This window comes from Ruminococcus flavefaciens 007c, assembly GCF_000571935.1.
Lineage (GTDB): Bacteria > Bacillota > Clostridia > Oscillospirales > Ruminococcaceae > Ruminococcus > Ruminococcus flavefaciens_F.
The window spans coordinates 22,105-40,839 of sequence record NZ_ATAX01000009.1; the positions used below are offsets into that span (position 1 = coordinate 22,105).

The following is an 18,735-nucleotide window of genomic DNA, read 5'->3' on the forward strand; positions in this document are numbered from 1 at the left end:
ATATTTGCCCACAAAAGTCAACTGATTTCACCCGAATTTATTCTCCTCCTGAACTCGGAAGGAGTACACTCCTTGTGCTTTTTGAACTGTCTCATAAAATACGACTCACTGTCATATCCGCAGGCCTCGGCTATCTCCGTGACCGACTTTCCCGTATTTTTCAGCAGATCGGCGGCCTTCAGCAGACGGCTCTCAATGACGTCCTGACGGCAGGTGACTCCGAAAGCCTCAAAATAGAGCCTGTGGAAGTATGTGCGGCTTATCTGCATATCATCGCATACCTCCTCGATGGACCAGGTATTGACGGGATCGTCATATATAGCGGTACGCAGCTTTTTCAGCTCGGCATAACGCGGTATCTTCTCCTCGGGAGAAGCAGGCAGTGACTCTGCGGCCTCGCTTATGGCGATGAAGATTATGCGCATTGAAAGCTCCATGAACTCACTGAAATGTCTGCCTCTGTGCATGGACTGTGATCTCATCGAGCGCAGCGCACCTGAGACTACGAAATCGTCCTTCAGCTCCACAGGTCTGTCCAAAGGGAGATTCATGGAGGCGATATACTGTCTGTCAGCAGCAGAAGTCCTGAAGCTGACCAGATCGTAACGTACAGACTTGCCCTTCAGCGGGCGGAAGGTGGACTTATATCCGCTGGTGAGGAGCACCGCGGAGCTGTCCGAGGTATACATCTCCTGTCCGTTTTCCATGTAGATAACAGGAGTCCTGAAGAATATAAAGACGGGATCGGCGCCCAGTTCACCGCCGAAAGAGGTATTGCGCCTGCAATTGAGTTCAATGTGATTTATCTTCATATTCTCCCCCCCCGAATCAATGATGATATATACAATTATAACATAAACTGGACAAAAATGCAAGCCCTGAAAAGTATTTTTTGCCTATTTATCATATTTTCGCCCTGCCGATGCCTGTACAAAGGTTCATCTCATATCAGATCAGGGCATAAAAAAAGGGGCAATGCCCCTTTTTTTACAGAATTATTCGGCGCTGTCCGCCATTTTGACAGCCTTCATCATGATAGCACATTCAAGGCGCTTCTTTTCCAGCTGGCAAGAGATCTTATGAGCCTTTCTTATATCGCCCATATACTGGTAGTTATTGGCGTTGCAGCCGCCGCTGCAATAGAATTTTGCCCAGCACTCGCGGCATTCGGGCTTTGAGTATACATGAGCCCTTGCGAAGTCGGCCTTCATCTCCTGATCGAAGGTGCCCTCGTCGATATTGCCCATTTTGTACTCATCGATACCCACGAACTGATGACACGGGAAGATATCTCCGTCGGGAGTTATAGCTACATAGTCGTTTCCGCAGCCGCAGCCTCTGAGACGCTTGATAGCGCAGGGCCCCTGGTCGAGATCCAGCATGAAGTGGAAGAAATTGAACTTTTTGCCCTTTTTCTCGTTTTCAAGGAGCTGAAGCGCAAGCTTCTCGTACTCTGCAAATACAGCAGGGAGATCCTTTTCCGTAAGAGCGTATATGTCATCATCGCCCACAACAGGCTCTACCGAGATCTGGTCGAAGCCTGCCTCATTAAGGGCGAATACATCTTTTGAGAAGTCAAGGTTCTTATTTGTGAAGGTGCCTCTTACATAGTACTCCTTATCGCCTCTGCCTGCAACGAGCTTCTTGTACTTTGGCATGATTATATCGTAGCAGCCCTGTCCGTTGGGAAGAACGCGGAAATAGTCATTGACTTCCTTTCTTCCGTCGATAGAGAGTACGACATTTGACATCTCGCGGTTTATGAAGTCTATCTTCTCGTCGTCAAGAAGAAGTCCGTTAGTGGTGATAGTGAAGCGGAACTTCTTGTTATACTCCTTTTCGCGGCTTCTTGCGTACTCTACCACCTGCTTTACCACGCCGAAGTTCATAAGTGGCTCGCCGCCGAAGAAGTCAAGCTCCAGATTTGGACGATCGCCCGAATTTTCCAGCAGGAAATCGATGGCGTGCTTGCCTGTCTCAAAGGACATAAGCTTTCTGCCCTTGCCGAAGTCGCCTGTGGACGCAAAGCAGTACTTGCATCTGAGCTGGCAGTCGTGAGCTATATTAAGACACATAGCCTTAACGGGAGAAGCTACGGAGTACTGAGCGTACTTCTCGTAATCATCCTCTGAAAAGAGTATCTTATCATTGTAGAGCTCGATTATTTCACCGTAGCAGTCGCGTATATCCTCCTCGGGATATGACTTTGAGAGCTTGTCGATAACGTCCTGCGGACATTCTGCCTCAAAGGGCGGCTCAATATTGTCGAGGAGGTCATATGTGAGCTCGTCCACGATGTGAACTCCGCCGCTGTTTACGTCAAGGACTATATTAAGTCCGTTAAGCTTGTACTTATGTATCATATCTGTACCCTCTATTCAAAAAATATGAGGCAGCATTTTCATACTGCCTCAGCTGTTCTTAGCTTTGAGCTTATCTCTCGCACTTCTGATTTGCAACTGTGCATGAAGTCTTGCAAGCTGACTGGCATGAAGCCTGGCACTTGCCGCAGCCGCCCTTCTGAGCAGATTCCTTGAGATTAGCCTTATTGATAGTCTTGATGTGTTTCATTTTTTTACCCTCCATAGGAATATGCGGCACTCTGCCGCAGAATACTTTATAATATTATATCATATTAACAGCTTCAATGCAAGTGTTATTTCAAAAAATTCAGATTTTTTTCTTTATTCGGCATGAAGGCTGTCGAAAACGAAGTTATAAATATCCACATAGGTATTATTGGTGTAGTGGAGTCCGTCAACAGTGGCAAAGCCGTTCCATACGAGGAAGGTATAGGAATCGAGGAAAGTGATCCTGCTGTCCAGACCTGCACTCATATCGCTGTTGAATTTTTCTATCCTGCTGTTCAGGTACTGATAGTTTCCGTCGCAGGGATTTACTGCCAGAACGATGACCTTGTTGTTTTCAAGGAAATCATCGGGCAGGCCGTTGTAGAGTCTGAGGTAAGCACCGCTGTCGAGGTCGTTTACGCCGAGGTTGATGATAACTGTCTTGTCACGTATCTGGCATATCTGATCGTAGTTGTTCCTGAAGAGACTTATACCTGCGCCTACCTTGCCGATATAGTCTATATCGATACCTCTTGCCATACCCACGGTACGTGAGTCTCCAACCCAGAACCACTCATCGTATTCGCTGTCGATACGGGGAAGAGTATATTCAAAGCTGCCGGGCTCCGCGATCGGAGGAGCATCATTCTGTTCGGGAGCGGGTTCGCCGCCGTTGTTCTCCTTTGTGCGTTCAGCCTTGTCGGCATCTGTCATTTTCTGTTTGAATCCGTTCTTCTCGAGGAAGTCAGTAAGTATTGCACCTTCATCATTGCTGGACGAAGCCCATGCATAGTAAGAAAGTATAAGTGAAGCGTCTACCGCATCTATCATGCCGTCGCCGTTAAGGTCGGCAGCAGGGAGCTGAGAGCTCAGCAGAGGCGATTCCTTTTCCGTTGATGCGCACGCATATGCTGCAAGAACACTTGAAGCGTCCGTTGCGTCCACCATGCCGTCACCGTTCAGATCTCCGATCGTAAAAAGACCTGCTTCACCGTGAGCAGCAATGCCCACAGAAGAAATAGTCATGACCGCTGCTGCGACAAGGCTCATAAGCGTTTTCTTTTTCATAAATTACTCCTTTTCACTGGTCAAGCTCAATCAGAAGCTCGAAATCCTCATCGATCCTCTGCTTAAGCTCTTCGATCTCGGCGCATTTTCGGTTCATCAGCTCATAATCGCTGTACACCTCTTCCCTGCCGATCTCTTCGGTAAGGGAGTCGATCTGCGCCTGCAGATCGTCGATTTCCTTTTCAAGGCGTCTCATTTCATTTTTTCTCGCAGCGTCGGCACTTCTCTGCTGTTTGCTGCGATAGCCTTTTACAGCCTTTTCTGCGGCTGCTTCCGCAGCCTTCTGTTGTTTTTCCGCATCGAGAGCTTTTCTCTCCGCGGCCTGCTCCTCACGCAGAACTTCAAGGTATTTCTCGAAGCCGTAGTTATGGAGCCTGTATGTGCCGTCAGTCAGTTCTATAAGTTTATCAGCAATCTTGCTGAGGAGGTAGCGGTCATGGCTGACGAAAATGACCGTACCCGTATATTCAGCCAATGCCTCCTCTATGGCCTCTTTTGAGCTGAGGTCGAGGTGGTTGGTCGGCTCATCGAGAATAAGTACATTGCCGTGCTCCTGCATCATTATTGCGAAGCAGAGCTTGGCGCGTTCACCGCCGCTGATGACTCCTGTTTCCTTGAAAACATTTTCTCCCACCAGTCTTACCTGAGCCAGCAGGCTGCGGACCTCAAGATCCGACATGGACGGGTAGCGGCTGTGGAGCTCCTCCATAACTGTAAGCTCTTTATTGAGGTTGGTGCTCTCCTGCTCAAAGTAGGAGATCTTTATATTGCTGTTCCAGCGCACGATGCCCTTGTGGGGCAGCTGCTCCTGTATTATACGCAGAAGAGTGGATTTGCCGATGCCGTTATCGCCGATGATACCGATCTTTTCGCCTCTGCGGACTTCAAAGTCAATATTGTCCACCAGCGTTTTTCTGGCGGCTCCGTCACCCACTGATATATCCACGCCCTTTACCTTGAGCACGTCAAGAGGCGGCTCAACAGCATAGGTAAAGCGTATCTTTGCATTTTTCGTCTCATGTACGGGACGTTCTATGCGTTCTATCTTCTCAAGCTGCTTTCTGCGGCTCTGAGCCATTTTTGTAGTGGAGGCGCGGACGAGGTTCTTCGCCACATAGTCCTCCAGCTGAGCTATCTTCTTCTGCTGAAGCTCATATTCCTTTTCACGGCGGGCGTCGTTCTCCTCACGCTGACGGACAAAGGCTGTATAATTGCCCCTGTATCTTGTAAGGACTCCCCTTTCGATCTCGCATACCGAAGTACAGAGTCTGTCCAGGAAGTAACGGTCATGGGATACTATGAGTATCGCGCCCTTGTATGAACGCAGATAATCCTCCAGCCACATTATGGTCTTGAAGTCCAGGTGGTTGGTAGGCTCGTCGAGTATAAGAAGGTTAGGCTCTTCCAGCAGCAGTCTTGCTATTGAAAGTCTTGTTTTCTCTCCGCCGCTGAAGCCCGAGACCGTACGCTCAAGCTCTTTGCCCGAAAAACCCATACCATTGAGCACCATACGTATCTTCACATCGGTATTGTAGCCGTCATTGGCCTCTATCCATGAAGAGAGCTGCTGGTACTCATCAGCGGAGGAATCATCGCCTGTTTCTATCTCTATCTCGATCTCGCGCAGTCTGTCGATGGCACGGTGTATGGGAGCGAAAACGCTTCTCATCTCCTCGATGACGGTATTCTCTGTGTTGAGACCTCCCATCTGTTCGAGATAGCCCACCGTGGTCTTGGCCGCCATAGAAATGATGCCGTCCTTTTCAGTGAAGCGGTCGGGTTCCACAGAGCCTGTAAGTATCTTGAGCAAAGTGGATTTTCCGCAGCCGTTCCTGCCGACCAGACCTATCTTGTCGTTCTCGTCAATAGTGAGCGAGACATTGCACAGCACCTGAGCGCCGTTATAGAATTTGTTTATATTTGTCAGGCTTGCAAGCATATTGTATTTCCTTTTTATCTGCACATTGCACAAAAAAATAGTGATTCCTTTGTGCAGGCTGCAGTTATATAACTTTATCATACCATTTTACGAAGTAAATGTCAAGTGTTACGGTTGATATAATTGGCGGCGTATTTTTGTGCGATTTTATACATACTACATCAAAAAAAGACTGTTTTCACCGATTTTTAGCTATAAAAATGAAAAAACCTCCCGATTGTGAGGGAGGTTCTTCCTGAGGGATGTTTACAAAAAACCTGAGGGTGTAATCGGAGTGTCCTGTTCGTCGGCTCCGTGAGCCGAGCAGATCAGATGCCGAAGAACTGCCTAATGTCCGTAGCGGCAATGGATCATTCCCCTGAGGAGGCATAAAGCAACGGCTATGTTTCTGCCGTTTTCACGAACGTCTTATGCCTACAATAATATTATACATATACGATCAGCAAATACAATGAAAAAAACTATCTTTTTGAGAAGATTTTTTGAAATTACGCTGACAAATATATAAAATCATCTTGCAATTCACACAAAAATATGATACAATAGTACATAAGCAGAAATATACCCCCACTGACGTCCTTTAACTGGCATCGATACTGATACCTTTTTAATAGCGAACACATCACGGACGGCAGAAGCATTCCTTGAAATGGAGGAAGATAATTTCCTCCCCGCCATTTTATATATGTATTTAAATAAGGAGGGATAAAATGAGCCGACGAATCCTAATAGGCGTGATAATCGCCGATTGCCATATCGACTTCCAGAGCGAGATACTCCGCGGTATCATAACTCAGGCTTTCAAGAGCAACTGCGATATCGCCGTCATCTCGCCCCTTCACAACTTTTCTCTCCACTCCGTCCACAAGGACGCCGAAAAAACCATCTTCGACCTCATGTTCTCCGAGAATATAGACGGTCTCATCTATGACAGAAATGCCTTTCACAATGAGGATATATGCCGATATATCGACGAGCTCTGCAAGCGCTCCGAAAAGCCTGTAATGCTCCTGGACTACAACGGCCACAAAAACTTCGAGACCACATCCGTTGATGACCGCGAGGCTTTCGAGACCATCACCGACCACCTCATCGGAGTACATGGCTACAAGAGGATATACTGCATTACAGGTCCAAAAAACACCTTCAGCGGTGAGGAACGGCTTGCCGGCTATAAGAACTCTATGAAACGCCACGGCATAAATATAGATAAGACCTGGTTCGAATACGGCGACTTCTGGACAGAAGCTCCGAAAAAATACGCAAAAAGAATACTCAGCGGCGAGCTTGAACGCCCCGAAGCCATCGTCTGCGGAAACGACGTCATGGCTATAACCCTTACAAAGCTCTTTATGGACGCAGGTCTCAGCGTCCCCGGAGATATTGCCATAACAGGCTATGACGCCTCCATAGAGGGCTATCAGTCAAGTCCTACCATAACCAGCTACAGCCGTCCCAACTTCCAGCTGGGAGCAGAGGCTGTAAGAAGACTTTACCGGATAATCACGGGAAAGATATGCAGCAAGGTGCCTAACGAGAACGGCGAGCTCCGTCTCGGTGAGAGCTGCGGCTGCTCGGAAAATCCCGGGCTTCGTCATAATATACTCAGGAATATCAGCATAAATGCCCGTTTTGAGTCGCAGCTGCTCTACGGTGATATGCTGTTTGACATAACCAATGCCGACAATATCCCTACCTTTGCCGACAGACTCGACAACTACACCTACTTTCTGCATAAAATGCGCAGGATACGCATATGTCTTACAAAGAAGTATGTTGACGCCACCCTGGACAAAAACGCCGAGGAGCTCAATTTCAGCGTCGGAGACGATATGAAGGTCATACTTGCAAAATCCGCCATATGGCGAGAAGCAGAGACCAATGTGGTATTCAGTTCCTCAAGGATACTCCCCGATTACAGCGAAGAAAGGAACTACCCCTCCGCTTTCTTCATATCGCCCCTGCATTACAACAATAATTTCTTCGGCTACTGCGCAGTTTCCTTCGGAAAGGAGCCTCGTTCCTTCAGCTCCCTTTACATGAAGTGGATAAACTACGTAAACGTCGCCCTTGAACAGGTGCGCATAAAAGCCATTATGAACCGCACTATCCTCAATACCAGCAAGGCTCTGCTGTACGACCACATCACAGGCCTTATCAACAGAAGCGGCATCGAGCGCGAATTCGCTGCGAAGCTCTCGGCCGACTCGGGCAATAAATACATCGAGTGCATGACCTTTGAACTCCACGGCCTGAAGAAAGCCTATTATCAGAGCGGCGAGGAGAAGTCCAACAGTATCATGGCGGCATTTGCGAAAAAACTCCGCTCATGTATACACAACAGGGAGATATGCGGTGCATGGGCTTCGCAGACGCTGTGCGTAATAAGTCCCGATACCGACAGAGCCGAGCCCATATACAACACCCTATGTGCAAAAATAAAGGAGACTCAGTTCAACAGCAGCGAGGAAAACTGCAATATCGATTTCTCAGTAGGCGTTTACAGTCTGGAGCTGACGCCCTCCGCCGACCTTTCGGACGCTATGTACAAGGCTACTGTAAACCGCGTGTTCTCCTATACCATATCAGAGCCTACCAACAATCCGCAGTTTGAAAAGCTCTGCCTGCTCCGCAACAGGATAATGAAGAACCCCGAGCTCCCGTGGAATATCAGTGAGATAGCCGAGAGCCTGTATCTCAGCAAGAGCTACCTCCAGAAGATATACAAATCCTACTTTGGAAAGAGCATAATCGAGGAAATGATAGAATTCCGTATAGACACCGCAAAGACGCTGCTCTCACAGACGGATATGACCGTTACGGAGATATCGCGCGAATGCGGCTATTCATCCTATAATTATTTCGTCCGCCAGTTCAGGATGTGCGAGGGACATTCTCCCTCGGAATACAGGGACGAACAGAAAAGAAAGGCTGAGGAAAATGAAAGCTGAAGTAATACTTATGAAATGCCCGGAATCCCGCCGTATCTACGGTGTGAGAGTAGAGGAAAGATACAACGACTGGTTCAGGACATGGGCCTTCCCCATAGACGAGCGCCGCGCTTCCCATGAAGGCTTCGACAGGACCGAGATAAGAGGAAGCCTCGACGCTACGGACGACTATAACGGCTGCCCCTACTGCGGCTCGGTAAAGTTCGTGCTCTGCGGACGCTGCGGAAAACTCAGCTGCTGGAACAACGAGGAACGTATGACCTGCGGCTGGTGCGGTCTTACGGGAGATATAGCCACCACCGAAGATGACGTAAAGGTCAGGGGCGGCGGCTATTGAGAAAGGAGTAAAGGATATGGCTTCTATTATAGTCAGAGGTACGGGAAGCATTTCTGTAAAGCCCGATCTCATAGATCTTGGACTCGATGTACAGACACGCAGCAAGGACTGCGGCGAAGCCATGGAAAAGGCAGAAGCCGCTCTCACAGAGCTGCGCACTGTCCTTGAAGGGCTGGGCTTTGAAAGGGACAGCCTTAAAACCTCAAACTTCAATGTATATACGGAATACGAGTCTGTTTCAGATGAAAACGGTATGTTCCGCAATGTATTCAAAGGCTATTGCTGCTCACACAGCATGAGTCTGCAATTCCCCATGAACACGGAGCTCCTTGCGTCCGTGCTCAGGGATATCTCCTCGTCCTCAGCTGCTCCACAGCTGTCAGTGAGATTCTCCGTAAAGGATACGGAAGCCGTCCGTGATGAGCTCATCAGGCTTTCTGCCGCCGACGCAAAGCACAAGGCTCTCGTTCTCTGCGAGGCCTCAGGAGCAAAGCTCGGAAAGCTTCTGAAAATAAGCTATGACAGAACAGAAAAAAGCTTTGAATCCCAGGCACGTTACGATCTTGACATGAACTGTATGCGCGCCTCCACCAAAGCAGTAAATATCTCCCCCGACGATATAAGTCTTACGGACTGCTCGGAATTTGAATGGGAAATGATCTGAAGGGGTGTTATTTCATTGAACAGAGATAAAGTCATTGTCAGGACCAGTATCATCGGTATACTGGCAAACATCTTTCTTGCCTCCTTCAAGGCGGCAGTGGGAATAATCAGTTCGTCCATCGCCATCGTACTCGACGCGGTAAACAACCTCAGCGACGTTATGTCATCCGTCATAACCATAATAGGCACAAAGCTCGCACGGAAACGTCCCGACAAAGCCCACCCCTACGGATACGGCAGAGTGGAGAACCTCAGTGCGACTTTTATCGCGGTAATAGTCCTGTACGCAGGCGTGACCTCCTTCGTCGAATCCGTCAAGAAGATAATACACCCTGCCGTTCCCGATTATTCTGCGGCAGCCATTATCATAGTAGCCTCGGCAGTTGTCGTAAAGGTCATACTTGGCCTTTATGTCAAGAAAAAGGGCGAGAGCGTAAATTCGGATTCGCTCATATCCTCGGGCAAGGATGCAATGCTCGACTCGGTGATCTCATTTTCCACTCTCATTGCAGCCGCGGTATACCTGATATTCAATATCCGCACGGAAGCATGGCTGGGCGCTGTGATCTCCCTCGTGATAATAAAATCAGGTCTCGGTATGCTTGGAGACAGCCTCTCGAACATCATAGGCAAGCGCATAAGCAGTGAGCTGTCAAAGGAGATAAAGCAGACCATAACCTCATTCCCCGAGGTCAAAGGTGCATACGACCTGCTGCTGCACAGCTACGGTCCGGATCTGCTCATAGGCTCGGTGCATATAGAGGTGCCCGATACCATGCCTGTGGCAGAGCTCGACAAGCTGGAGCACCACATAACGGAAAAGGTACTTGTACAGCACAAGGTCATACTGGCAGGCATAAGCGTCTATGCAGTAAATACCGGCAACGACCGTGCAGCTCAGGTTTACAGCGATATACGCAGAAATGTCATGTCCCATGAGTATATCCTCCAGATACACGGTTTTTATCTGGACGAGGTGCGCAAGACCATACACTTCGACATCATCATAGATTTTGCGGCTCCTGATGCCAATGAGCTCTATGAACATATCCTCACGGAAACGCAGGAGGCTTATCCCGATCATGCCGTGAGCATTACCCTCGACACCGATGTCAGCGACTAAAATCCCTTCCGTATAAATGAGTTTTCACAAGCTCAGCTTATACTCAGGGCAAAAAAACTTATGTTATATAAAAAATTTATAGGACGCTTTTTTCAGGGCGTCCTATTCTTATCAATCAACGCATACAGGTTGTTTTCTCGGATATATAGCCTTTTTGTTATGTCAATTGACAAAATACACAAAAAATGAGCAGGAATTTTTACGTCCAAAAGGCTGTTAACTTGATGCAACATATGATTTTTTCCCATGTAATGTGTTATAATTGATAACAGATGAGTCGACTGATCTTAATATTAGATTTACAAAGGATATGAATTAAAATGAAAAACACACTTAAGAAAATTACAGCAGCATTCGCATCAGCAGTTCTCTGTGCAGTTCCTATGGTAAGCTCAGTAACTGCAAACGCAGCAGCTAACGCTGACGCACGCTTCACATTCAGAGAGACATACTACGTTGACGGTACAGCAGGCGTAAAGAGAATAGAGCACTTCTTCGCAAACAGGAAGTACAGAACTTCCAGCCCCTTCAAGACAGTTATCGCCAAGAATGCTACCTACTCAGGCGGCAACAGCGCAGGTGATACATACTATAACTGCGGCGGTACATTAAAGAAGACTTCATCTCTCTCAGGCCCTGTATTATCAGTATCCGCATACTGCAATACAGCTACTGATTTCGTACCCGGTGAATACAATTACTGCACAGGCTACAAGAACTACAAGCCTCAGAACAACGAGCAGCCTTCATACAACTCCATCACTACTTTCGGACCTTTCCTTGTTGGAGATCTTAACGGTAATTCAATAATTGACGGTGCTGATTACTCTCTCCTTTACACAGGTATCAATTACTGCGGCGCAAGAAACGCTGATTTCAAGACAAATATCAGTGTAAACGGCGAGCTTATCCCTGCTTACAAGTTCGATATCAATGATGACGGCGTTATAACAGATGCTGATTATGAGATGCATCTCCAGTACATCAGCAACAATCTCCAGAAGTTCGCTAAGTAATCATACTTAAAATAATACAGATCAAAAAGGCTCCCGCTATGGGGGCCTTTTTTGCATCTATAGGTGCATCCCCGATGTCAATTGATAAAATGCACAAAAAACGAGCTGTTTTTTTTACGTTCAAAAGCAGTTAACTCAGTGCAACAAACGGCTATTTTTAGCCAGAAACAAGTATAATAACAACAGAGTCGTCGACAACTCAAATATATAGAAAAGGATATGTTAAAAAATGAAAAACACTCTTAGAAAAATCACAGCATCACTCGCAGCAGCAGTTCTTTGTGCTGTTCCTATGACAAGCTCACTGTCTGCAAACGCAGAAGCTAACGCAAACGCACGCAACACATTCAGACGCATCTGGTTTATTGACGATTCAGCTAATGTAGTAAAATTCGTTTTCAGCTTCTCTTGCAGGATGACAAATACCTCTGTCCCCTCTTACACCATTCTTAAGGGAAATGTAACAGGCAACGGTGGCAGCGCAGGCACTCAGTACTACAGCTGCGGCGCTAATGTTGAAAGATCAGCAGGTCTCTACGGCCCTGTTTGCTTCGCATCAGCATACTGCAACAGCCCTTCTGATTTCGTTGAAGGCAGCTTAGTAGGTAATGCTTTCAAGGCTGGAAACGTACCGTCATACAACAGCGTTCACAGCTATAAGTTCCTCGTTGGCGACATCAACAACGACAATGTTGTAAACGCAAAGGACTATGATTATATGTGCTATGCAATCAACAACGGTTTCACAGGCTCTTACTCATACACTCAGAACGTAACAGGTACTCTTGGCGGCAGCTATTTCTCATATGCAAAATATAAGTTCGACATCAATGGCGACGGCTATGTAACTTCTGCTGACAGAACTATGCTCGCCAACTACAACAACGGCAGTCTCACAAGATTTGCAAAGTAATCGGACTCGTTTTACAAATAAATAATTGCACATACGAAAAGGCTCCCTTCACGGGAGCCTTTTTTACACCCTCTCGTTTTATGCTCTTTGTACAAATTGTACAAACAATAGTTTATTTTTTCTACACACAAGTCACTGTTAACCATGCGCAACAAATGACTATTTTTAGCCAAAGACTGTTATAATAACATCAGAGTCGTCGACAGCTCAAATAATTTACGAAGGATATGAATACAAAATGAAAAACACTATTAAAAAAATCGCGGCTTCAATTTCAGCAGCAGTTCTCTGCGCTCTTCCCGTTGTAAACTCATTAACAGCTAATGCTTACGCAGGCCCAGACGCACGTTATACATTCAGAAAGAATTACGCTTGCTCTTCTAACTACCACATCAAGGATGTAGTATTCTCATGGAGCATCAATTCCAACGGCACATCAGCTCCTCAGGCAAATGCAATTGCAAGCGGTACTTTCATCAACGGTAATTCAGGCGCTCAGAACCGCCACATCGGCGCAGGAACCTACTCTCCCAAAAACAATAATATAGTAGGCGGCCTTTTCTCGCAGAGCTTCTATTCCACCACTCCGAATTTCACAGAATACAGCAATACTATTTATACATACAACACCAGCGGTAACCTTGTAAGCGGTGCAGTATCTGCTAGTCCTACATTCCTCGTTGGCGATCTTAACCTGGATAAGGCTATAAATGAAGATGATTTCCAGATCCTTTACAGCGGAATCAGATCAAAGACCAATAACTTCACAACGAGCTACAAGTTCAGCTATTTCGGAATCATGAACGTAGTTGTAGGCAACGTAGGTCATAATTATTCACCTTACGCATTCGATATCAACGATGATGGATATTTAAGCCAGGCTGACGTAAATATGTTCCTGCAGTATTTAAGCAATCCCACCTACAGATTTGCTAAATAATCTTTCTATTATTCAATAGTCACTCTGAAAAGGCTCCCTTCGGGGAGTCTTTTTGTTTACAGATTTTTTGTAAATTGATAAAATAAATAAAGATTGTCCATATAAATTTACATATACCATACGTTAACCAGGTGCAACAAACAGCCAATTACTGGCAAAAATCTGGTATAATACTATCAGAGTCGTCGACAACTCAAATATTTTGAAAAGGATATGTAATAAAATGAAAAACACTCTCAAAAAAGTTACAGCTTCAATTGCAGCAGCAGTTCTTTGTGCTGTTCCTATGGCAAGCTCATTTTCTGCAAACGCAGCAGCTAACGCAAACGCACGTTTCACATACAGAAAGGTTTTTGCAGTTTCTGAAAGCAAGAATATCGATCTCCTCGTATTCGGTGTTTCTTGCAGAACAGCTAACACAAGCGCTCCCTCTGCAGACAAGATCGCATCCGGATCACTTACCCCCGGCGGCGGCGGAAATCCCGGCGTATACAACGGCGGCGGCAACTTCCGTCCCTCAAACCGCAATATGGTAGGCGGCATGGTATCTGTACATATGTACTGCAATTCTCCTTCCGACTATAAGGAGCTCAGCACTACAAACTACGCATACGATGCAAACGGCAACCTCATTGCAGATGCTGTATCAGCAGGTCCTACATTCCTCGTTGGCGATCTCAACCTGGATAAGAAGATAAACTCTGATGATTACCAGATCCTTTACAGCGGAATCAGATCAGTTACAAACAACTTCACAAAGAGCTACAAGTTCAGCTATTTCGGAATCATGAACGTAGTTGTAGGCAACGTAGGCCGTAATTATTCACCTTACTCATTCGACATCAACAATGACGGATATTTAAGCAAGGCTGACACAGATATGTTCATGAAATATTTAAGCAACTCCAACTACAGATTCGCAAAGTAAGATCCTGTTATTCTGTGTTTGATAAAAAAGGCTCCCTTCGGGGAGCCTTTCTTGATATATTCTTTACTTTGCCGGTGCCACAAGGAGCTTTCTCAGCTCGACCTCGTCATGGACGTCAACATTTCCGTCGGCATTGAAGTCGAACTGCATTGCCGCCTCCTCAGAGCTGAATGCTTCCTTGCCCAGAAGCATCCTTCTCAGTCTTACAAGCTGCGCAACCTTGTATACCTTTGAAGGCTTTGTGCCGTCGGGCTCTGTGCCGCCGATGAGCTTTCCGTCAGCGTATACGCACACGTTGTCGCAGCGCTTTGCAAACTCTACGCCGCCTACGATATTATCGTAGTCCTCGCCCTCCTTGGTGAGATCGGTCATGCCCTTCTTGCTCCAGTCATTGGTGGAGTCCCAGTTCTCGCCGAAATAGTTTCCGATGATGAGCTGATACTTCTTGTTGGAATTGGCAATGGCATAATCAGGCCATGAGATCTCGATATAATATATATCATCCTTGTACTGCACAGGCTTTGAAAGCACTGCTGCCTTGCCTGCGACCTCGGTCTCTACCTGATCGTAGGTCTTCTGCAATACAAAGCTGCCGGGGATCTCCTTCTTGTTGAATTCCTCAATGCTGAAATAATAGCGTATGGAAATATCCTCATGGGGCTCAATAGAGTCGGTATTCACGAAGAATGTCAGCTTTGTAACTCCTGCGCCCGTAGCCTCGGGAGCGTCGGAGCAGTAGCCTGCCGCCCAGAAATCATCTCCCGAAAACAGTTGTGTATCATCTGTCTTTTCTGCGGGAGGGAAGTTCTCCTCGGGCTTCATTGTACCGTCGTTCTTGGCAAGGTACATACCTGCGGCAGCTCCCACCACGGCGGCATTATAGTCGATGGTGACCTCGTTGTAAGTCCAGTCATTGGTGACATCGTTGTGCTGGTCGTTTTCGTCGGGACCGCCTGCAAGAGCGCCGTAGAGCACGTGCTTATGGGGAGCGGGATCCTCAGCCATGGTAAGTCCCGAAGCTGCACGGTGATGAGGATGCTTTACGCAGTTATCGCCGTAGCCTACGATGTAGCTCCTGCCAAGAGGATTATCTCCTATGATGTATTCCATCTGGCCTATTGCCCAGTCGGTGAATGTATAATCAGGATTCTTGTCATTATAGCGGTCTACGCCGTTCTGATACTTGTCATAGACAAGGGCTGTGAACTGCACCGCAGTATTGTATCTGGCGCTTCCCCAGGTGTCAAGGTGGAAATAGCCCGCAGGAGTCATCTTCTTTTCCATAACGGTATTCAGTGCCTTAGCTTCCATTTCCCAGAAGTCGAGCACCTCGTACTTTCCCCTGCCTATGGCAGCTCTTGTCTCCTCACATACCTCGGGGTATATATCCTGAATACGTCCGAACACTATGCCCACGCCGTTCCACATATCGTTCCAGCAGAGAACATATCCCGGAGGAGCGTAATAGTCTATGTACTTCTCGCAGGCTGCAAGATAGTCATGATCGCGGGTTATAAGGTAGAGCCAGCCTGCTGAAAAGCAGAAATCGTCCTCCCATTTCGACGATGAGTAGAAGCCCATGGGGCCTTCACCTGAAGGGCCTACTGCCTTGTCGTTTTTATTGGCAAAATCAAAGAGCGCCTTTGCGTAATCGAGACACTTCTCGGCGTATTCGGGATCGGTGTCCTTGAAGTTGTAATAGTTTATGGCCAGAGTAGCGGCACTCTCAGACACATCGTCGGTGGTCGGCAGATCCGCCGTGGCAAAGAATGCAGGACGTCCCATGGCATCGATCTCGGGAGACTGCCAGTAGCTGTGATCCACAGAGCCGTCGCCCACCTGATAGCAGAAGGCAACTACCTTTCCGCTCTTGTCGCGGAAGGTACACTTCATAAAGTAATCGCAGAAATGGCGGCATATAGTCTCTATATGCTCTCTCTCCCCTGTCTCCTCGTAAGCCCTGCGGAACTCGTAATAGCCCCAGGATACCACAGAAGCGGCATAAGCCTCCGGGAGTCCGAATTTGACATGGTCGCCTGCATCATGGTAGCCGCCTGAAACGTCTATACATCCGTCACCGTCGGGATCAAGTATGTCCTTGTTCTCTGCCATGAAGCTCTCGGACATATTCACGCCGCTGTGCTTTTCATCAATGGGATGCATGGGTACCTTAGCATCGTAGACATGGCAGTTTCCGCGCCAGCTGAATTTGCTCTTGCCCGTTACGTCTGTGCCGCACATATTCGCATCGTAAAAATGCAGGGTGTACTGAAGCACCTTTGCCCAGTTGTTGTCTGTTTCCTCATAATCGACAACATATGGAGTCGTCTTTGCCTGTACAGGGAAAACAGCCGCAGAACAGGTCAGTGCGGTCAGTACGGCAGCCGCTGCGGCAGACGCCTTTTTTATTATTTTCATTATCTCATTCCTTTCCGTAAAGAATAATATTCCTCTACTGGAATTGTACATCACGGAAGGACATTTGTCAACTCATAATTTGCGGTTATTGCCTTGTCTCCAAGGCTTGACAGGTGACTGCATATAGTTTATAATAATTATAAACAAATAAATATCACGGAGGTGCTTCGTGGGAAACAAGACCTTAAAGGAAGGGCTGAAGCACGGCGATTTCATCGTTATAGACCTGCTTTGTCTGCAGCTCTGCTTCATTGTCAGCTACTGGCTGCATATGCCCTTTGAAAACCCTTACAGCATCGACTCCTTCCAGTACCAGGCGGTCATACTCACTACGAGCCAGCTGCTTGTGATAGTGTTCACCAATAACTACAACGGCATCCTTCGGCGCGGCAAGCTGGAAGAAGCCTGGGCGGTATTCAAATACATAGCGACGATAATGATACTGGCGCTGATTTACCTCTTCGCAGTAAAGCAATCCACCACCGCTTCCCGTCTTCAGCTGGGATTTACGTCCGTTACCTATACCATCGCGGACTATATCCTGAGACAGCTCAACAAGCTCCGCGTTTTCAATTCAAGCAAATACAGACAGAACCGCCGTTCAGTAGTGCTCATTACCACCTGCGATACCGCAGAGAACGCTCTCAGAGCTCTTATGAGCGATCCCAAGCACAGCAGCTACTTCATCTCAGGCGTTATCGTCACCGACAGCGAACACCACAAGGATGAAAAGCTCGGAGATGTCCCGCTGTACTCGCTGAACAGCGATACCCTATCAAAGCTCAGCCATGGCTGGGTAGACGAGGTTTTCCTGCTCCAGTCGGACAATATGTCCTTCCCCTCAGAGCTCATGGATAACCTTTTCCGCATGGGTATCACCGTAAATTACTCCATAACCCCCATCACAGACGGAAGATGGCCCATAGCCGAAATGCGCAGACTTGGACCGTACAGGGTGCTCTCAAGCAGCGTTTCAATAGCTCCCGCAGGAGAACAGGCTGTAAAGCGACTGGCAGATATTATAGGAGGCCTTATAGGCTGTATAATAACGCTGATAGTGTTCATATTCCTTGCTCCCGTAATATACATCAAGTCCCCGGGACCTATATTCTTCGCCCAGAAGCGCGTAGGACAGAACGGAAAGGTTTTTCTGATGTATAAGTTCCGCAGTATGTATATGGACGCGGAAAAGCGCAAGCAGGAGCTCATGGAAAAGAACAAGATCGAAAACGGCATGATGTTCAAAATGGACGACGATCCGAGAATAATAGGCAGCGAAAAAAAGGACAGGCACGGCCGTCCCAAAGGTATCGGAAACTTTATCCGCCGCCATTCCATTGATGAGCTGCCGCAGTTCTACAACGTCCTGAAGGGAAATATGAGCCTTGTGGGCACAAGGCCGCCTACTCTCGACGAATGGGAGAAGTACGACCTCGGCCACAGGATAAGAATGAGCATTAAGCCCGGACTTACGGGACTCTGGCAGGTAAGCGGAAGGAGCCGCATAACCGACTTTGAGGAGGTAGTAAGGCTCGACCGCGAATATATCGAAAACCAGAGCCTGCTTCTCGATGCAAAAATAATACTAAAGACCGTTGCCGTAGTATTCAGGGGCAGCGGTGCGGAATAAAGGTCTTCTCATGCGGAAGCCCTTTATTTTTACCGTGTATTACCGCAATATCTGGGGAGAACGGACTTTATAAAGCGGAATATACAGCACATATTATACAAATAGTTATATAATTATATATAGGGCAGACAAAGTTTTTCAACGTTATTGTTGCATATGACGTTTTTTGTCTCCCACAAGTATATTACCGTAATTTGACTTGATGTCGGATAAAAGGTATGTTATAATAGCGTGTAAAT

Annotated in this window: 15 protein-coding genes; 9 read left to right on the forward strand and 6 right to left on the reverse strand. The window is 47.2% G+C overall.

What is annotated here, in order from left to right:
• Positions 1–17: 17 nt before the first annotated feature.
• The 5 genes from RF007C_RS02860 to RF007C_RS02875 form a co-directional block, all read right to left on the reverse strand.
• Complete coding sequence (locus RF007C_RS02860; RefSeq protein WP_037297086.1) at positions 18–812, reverse strand: helix-turn-helix transcriptional regulator; 795 nt, start codon at positions 810–812, stop codon at positions 18–20.
• A 183-nt stretch (positions 813–995) separates the two neighbouring features.
• The gene (scfB, locus tag RF007C_RS02865) at positions 996–2,363 is read right to left on the reverse strand and encodes a thioether cross-link-forming SCIFF peptide maturase (protein WP_037297087.1); all 1,368 of its coding nucleotides are present in this window, start codon (positions 2,361–2,363) and stop codon (positions 996–998) included.
• Between the two features lie 70 nt (positions 2,364–2,433).
• Entirely contained in the window at positions 2,434–2,571 is a 138-nt protein-coding gene (scfA, locus tag RF007C_RS16845) for a six-cysteine ranthipeptide SCIFF (RefSeq protein ID WP_019679123.1), read from the reverse strand.
• Positions 2,572–2,684: 113 nt separating this feature from the next.
• Positions 2,685–3,638: a dockerin type I domain-containing protein gene (locus tag RF007C_RS16265; RefSeq protein WP_051456489.1), complete on the reverse strand. Its 954-nt coding sequence runs from the start codon at positions 3,636–3,638 to the stop codon at positions 2,685–2,687.
• 13 nt (positions 3,639–3,651) lie between these two features.
• Entirely contained in the window at positions 3,652–5,577 is a 1,926-nt protein-coding gene (locus RF007C_RS02875; protein WP_037297088.1) for an ABC-F family ATP-binding cassette domain-containing protein, read from the reverse strand.
• A gap of 710 nt (positions 5,578–6,287) precedes the next feature.
• On the opposite strand from RF007C_RS02875, the gene RF007C_RS02880 reads away from it, so the two are divergent.
• From RF007C_RS02880 to RF007C_RS02915, 8 genes are all read left to right on the forward strand, one after another.
• Positions 6,288–8,528, forward strand: a complete 2,241-nt coding sequence (locus tag RF007C_RS02880) for a substrate-binding domain-containing protein (RefSeq protein WP_037297089.1) — start codon at positions 6,288–6,290, stop codon at positions 8,526–8,528.
• A complete protein-coding gene (locus tag RF007C_RS02885) occupies positions 8,518–8,865 on the forward strand; it encodes a TerY-C metal binding domain-containing protein (protein ID WP_019679119.1) in 348 nt (115 codons plus the stop codon). Before RF007C_RS02880 ends, RF007C_RS02885 begins: the two co-directional genes overlap by 11 nt.
• 16 nt (positions 8,866–8,881) lie before the next feature.
• Positions 8,882–9,529, forward strand: coding sequence for an SIMPL domain-containing protein (locus RF007C_RS02890; RefSeq protein WP_051456490.1), 648 nt, complete (start codon positions 8,882–8,884; stop codon positions 9,527–9,529).
• Between the two features lie 15 nt (positions 9,530–9,544).
• A complete protein-coding gene (locus RF007C_RS02895) occupies positions 9,545–10,651 on the forward strand; it encodes a cation diffusion facilitator family transporter (protein ID WP_019679117.1) in 1,107 nt (368 codons plus the stop codon).
• Positions 10,652–10,971: 320 nt separating this feature from the next.
• On the forward strand, positions 10,972–11,667 hold the full coding sequence (locus RF007C_RS02900; RefSeq protein WP_037297090.1) for a hypothetical protein: 696 nt from the start codon (positions 10,972–10,974) through the stop codon (positions 11,665–11,667).
• 229 nt (positions 11,668–11,896) lie between these two features.
• Entirely contained in the window at positions 11,897–12,580 is a 684-nt protein-coding gene (locus RF007C_RS02905; protein WP_037297092.1) for a dockerin type I repeat-containing protein, read from the forward strand.
• Between the two features lie 238 nt (positions 12,581–12,818).
• On the forward strand, positions 12,819–13,520 hold the full coding sequence (locus RF007C_RS02910; protein ID WP_037297093.1) for a hypothetical protein: 702 nt from the start codon (positions 12,819–12,821) through the stop codon (positions 13,518–13,520).
• A 223-nt stretch (positions 13,521–13,743) separates the two neighbouring features.
• The gene (locus RF007C_RS02915) at positions 13,744–14,448 is read left to right on the forward strand and encodes a hypothetical protein (protein ID WP_037297094.1); all 705 of its coding nucleotides are present in this window, start codon (positions 13,744–13,746) and stop codon (positions 14,446–14,448) included.
• 63 nt (positions 14,449–14,511) lie between these two features.
• On the opposite strand, the gene RF007C_RS02920 is transcribed toward RF007C_RS02915, so the two are convergent.
• Positions 14,512–16,866, reverse strand: coding sequence for a glycoside hydrolase family 9 protein (locus RF007C_RS02920; RefSeq protein WP_037297096.1), 2,355 nt, complete (start codon positions 16,864–16,866; stop codon positions 14,512–14,514).
• A gap of 169 nt (positions 16,867–17,035) precedes the next feature.
• Between RF007C_RS02920 and RF007C_RS02925 the strand changes: the two genes are divergently transcribed.
• Positions 17,036–18,496 carry a sugar transferase gene (locus tag RF007C_RS02925; RefSeq protein WP_037297099.1) on the forward strand — a complete coding sequence of 487 codons (1,461 nt, stop codon included), beginning with the start codon at positions 17,036–17,038 and terminating at the stop codon, positions 18,494–18,496.
• The last annotated feature ends 239 nt before the right edge of the window (positions 18,497–18,735 follow it).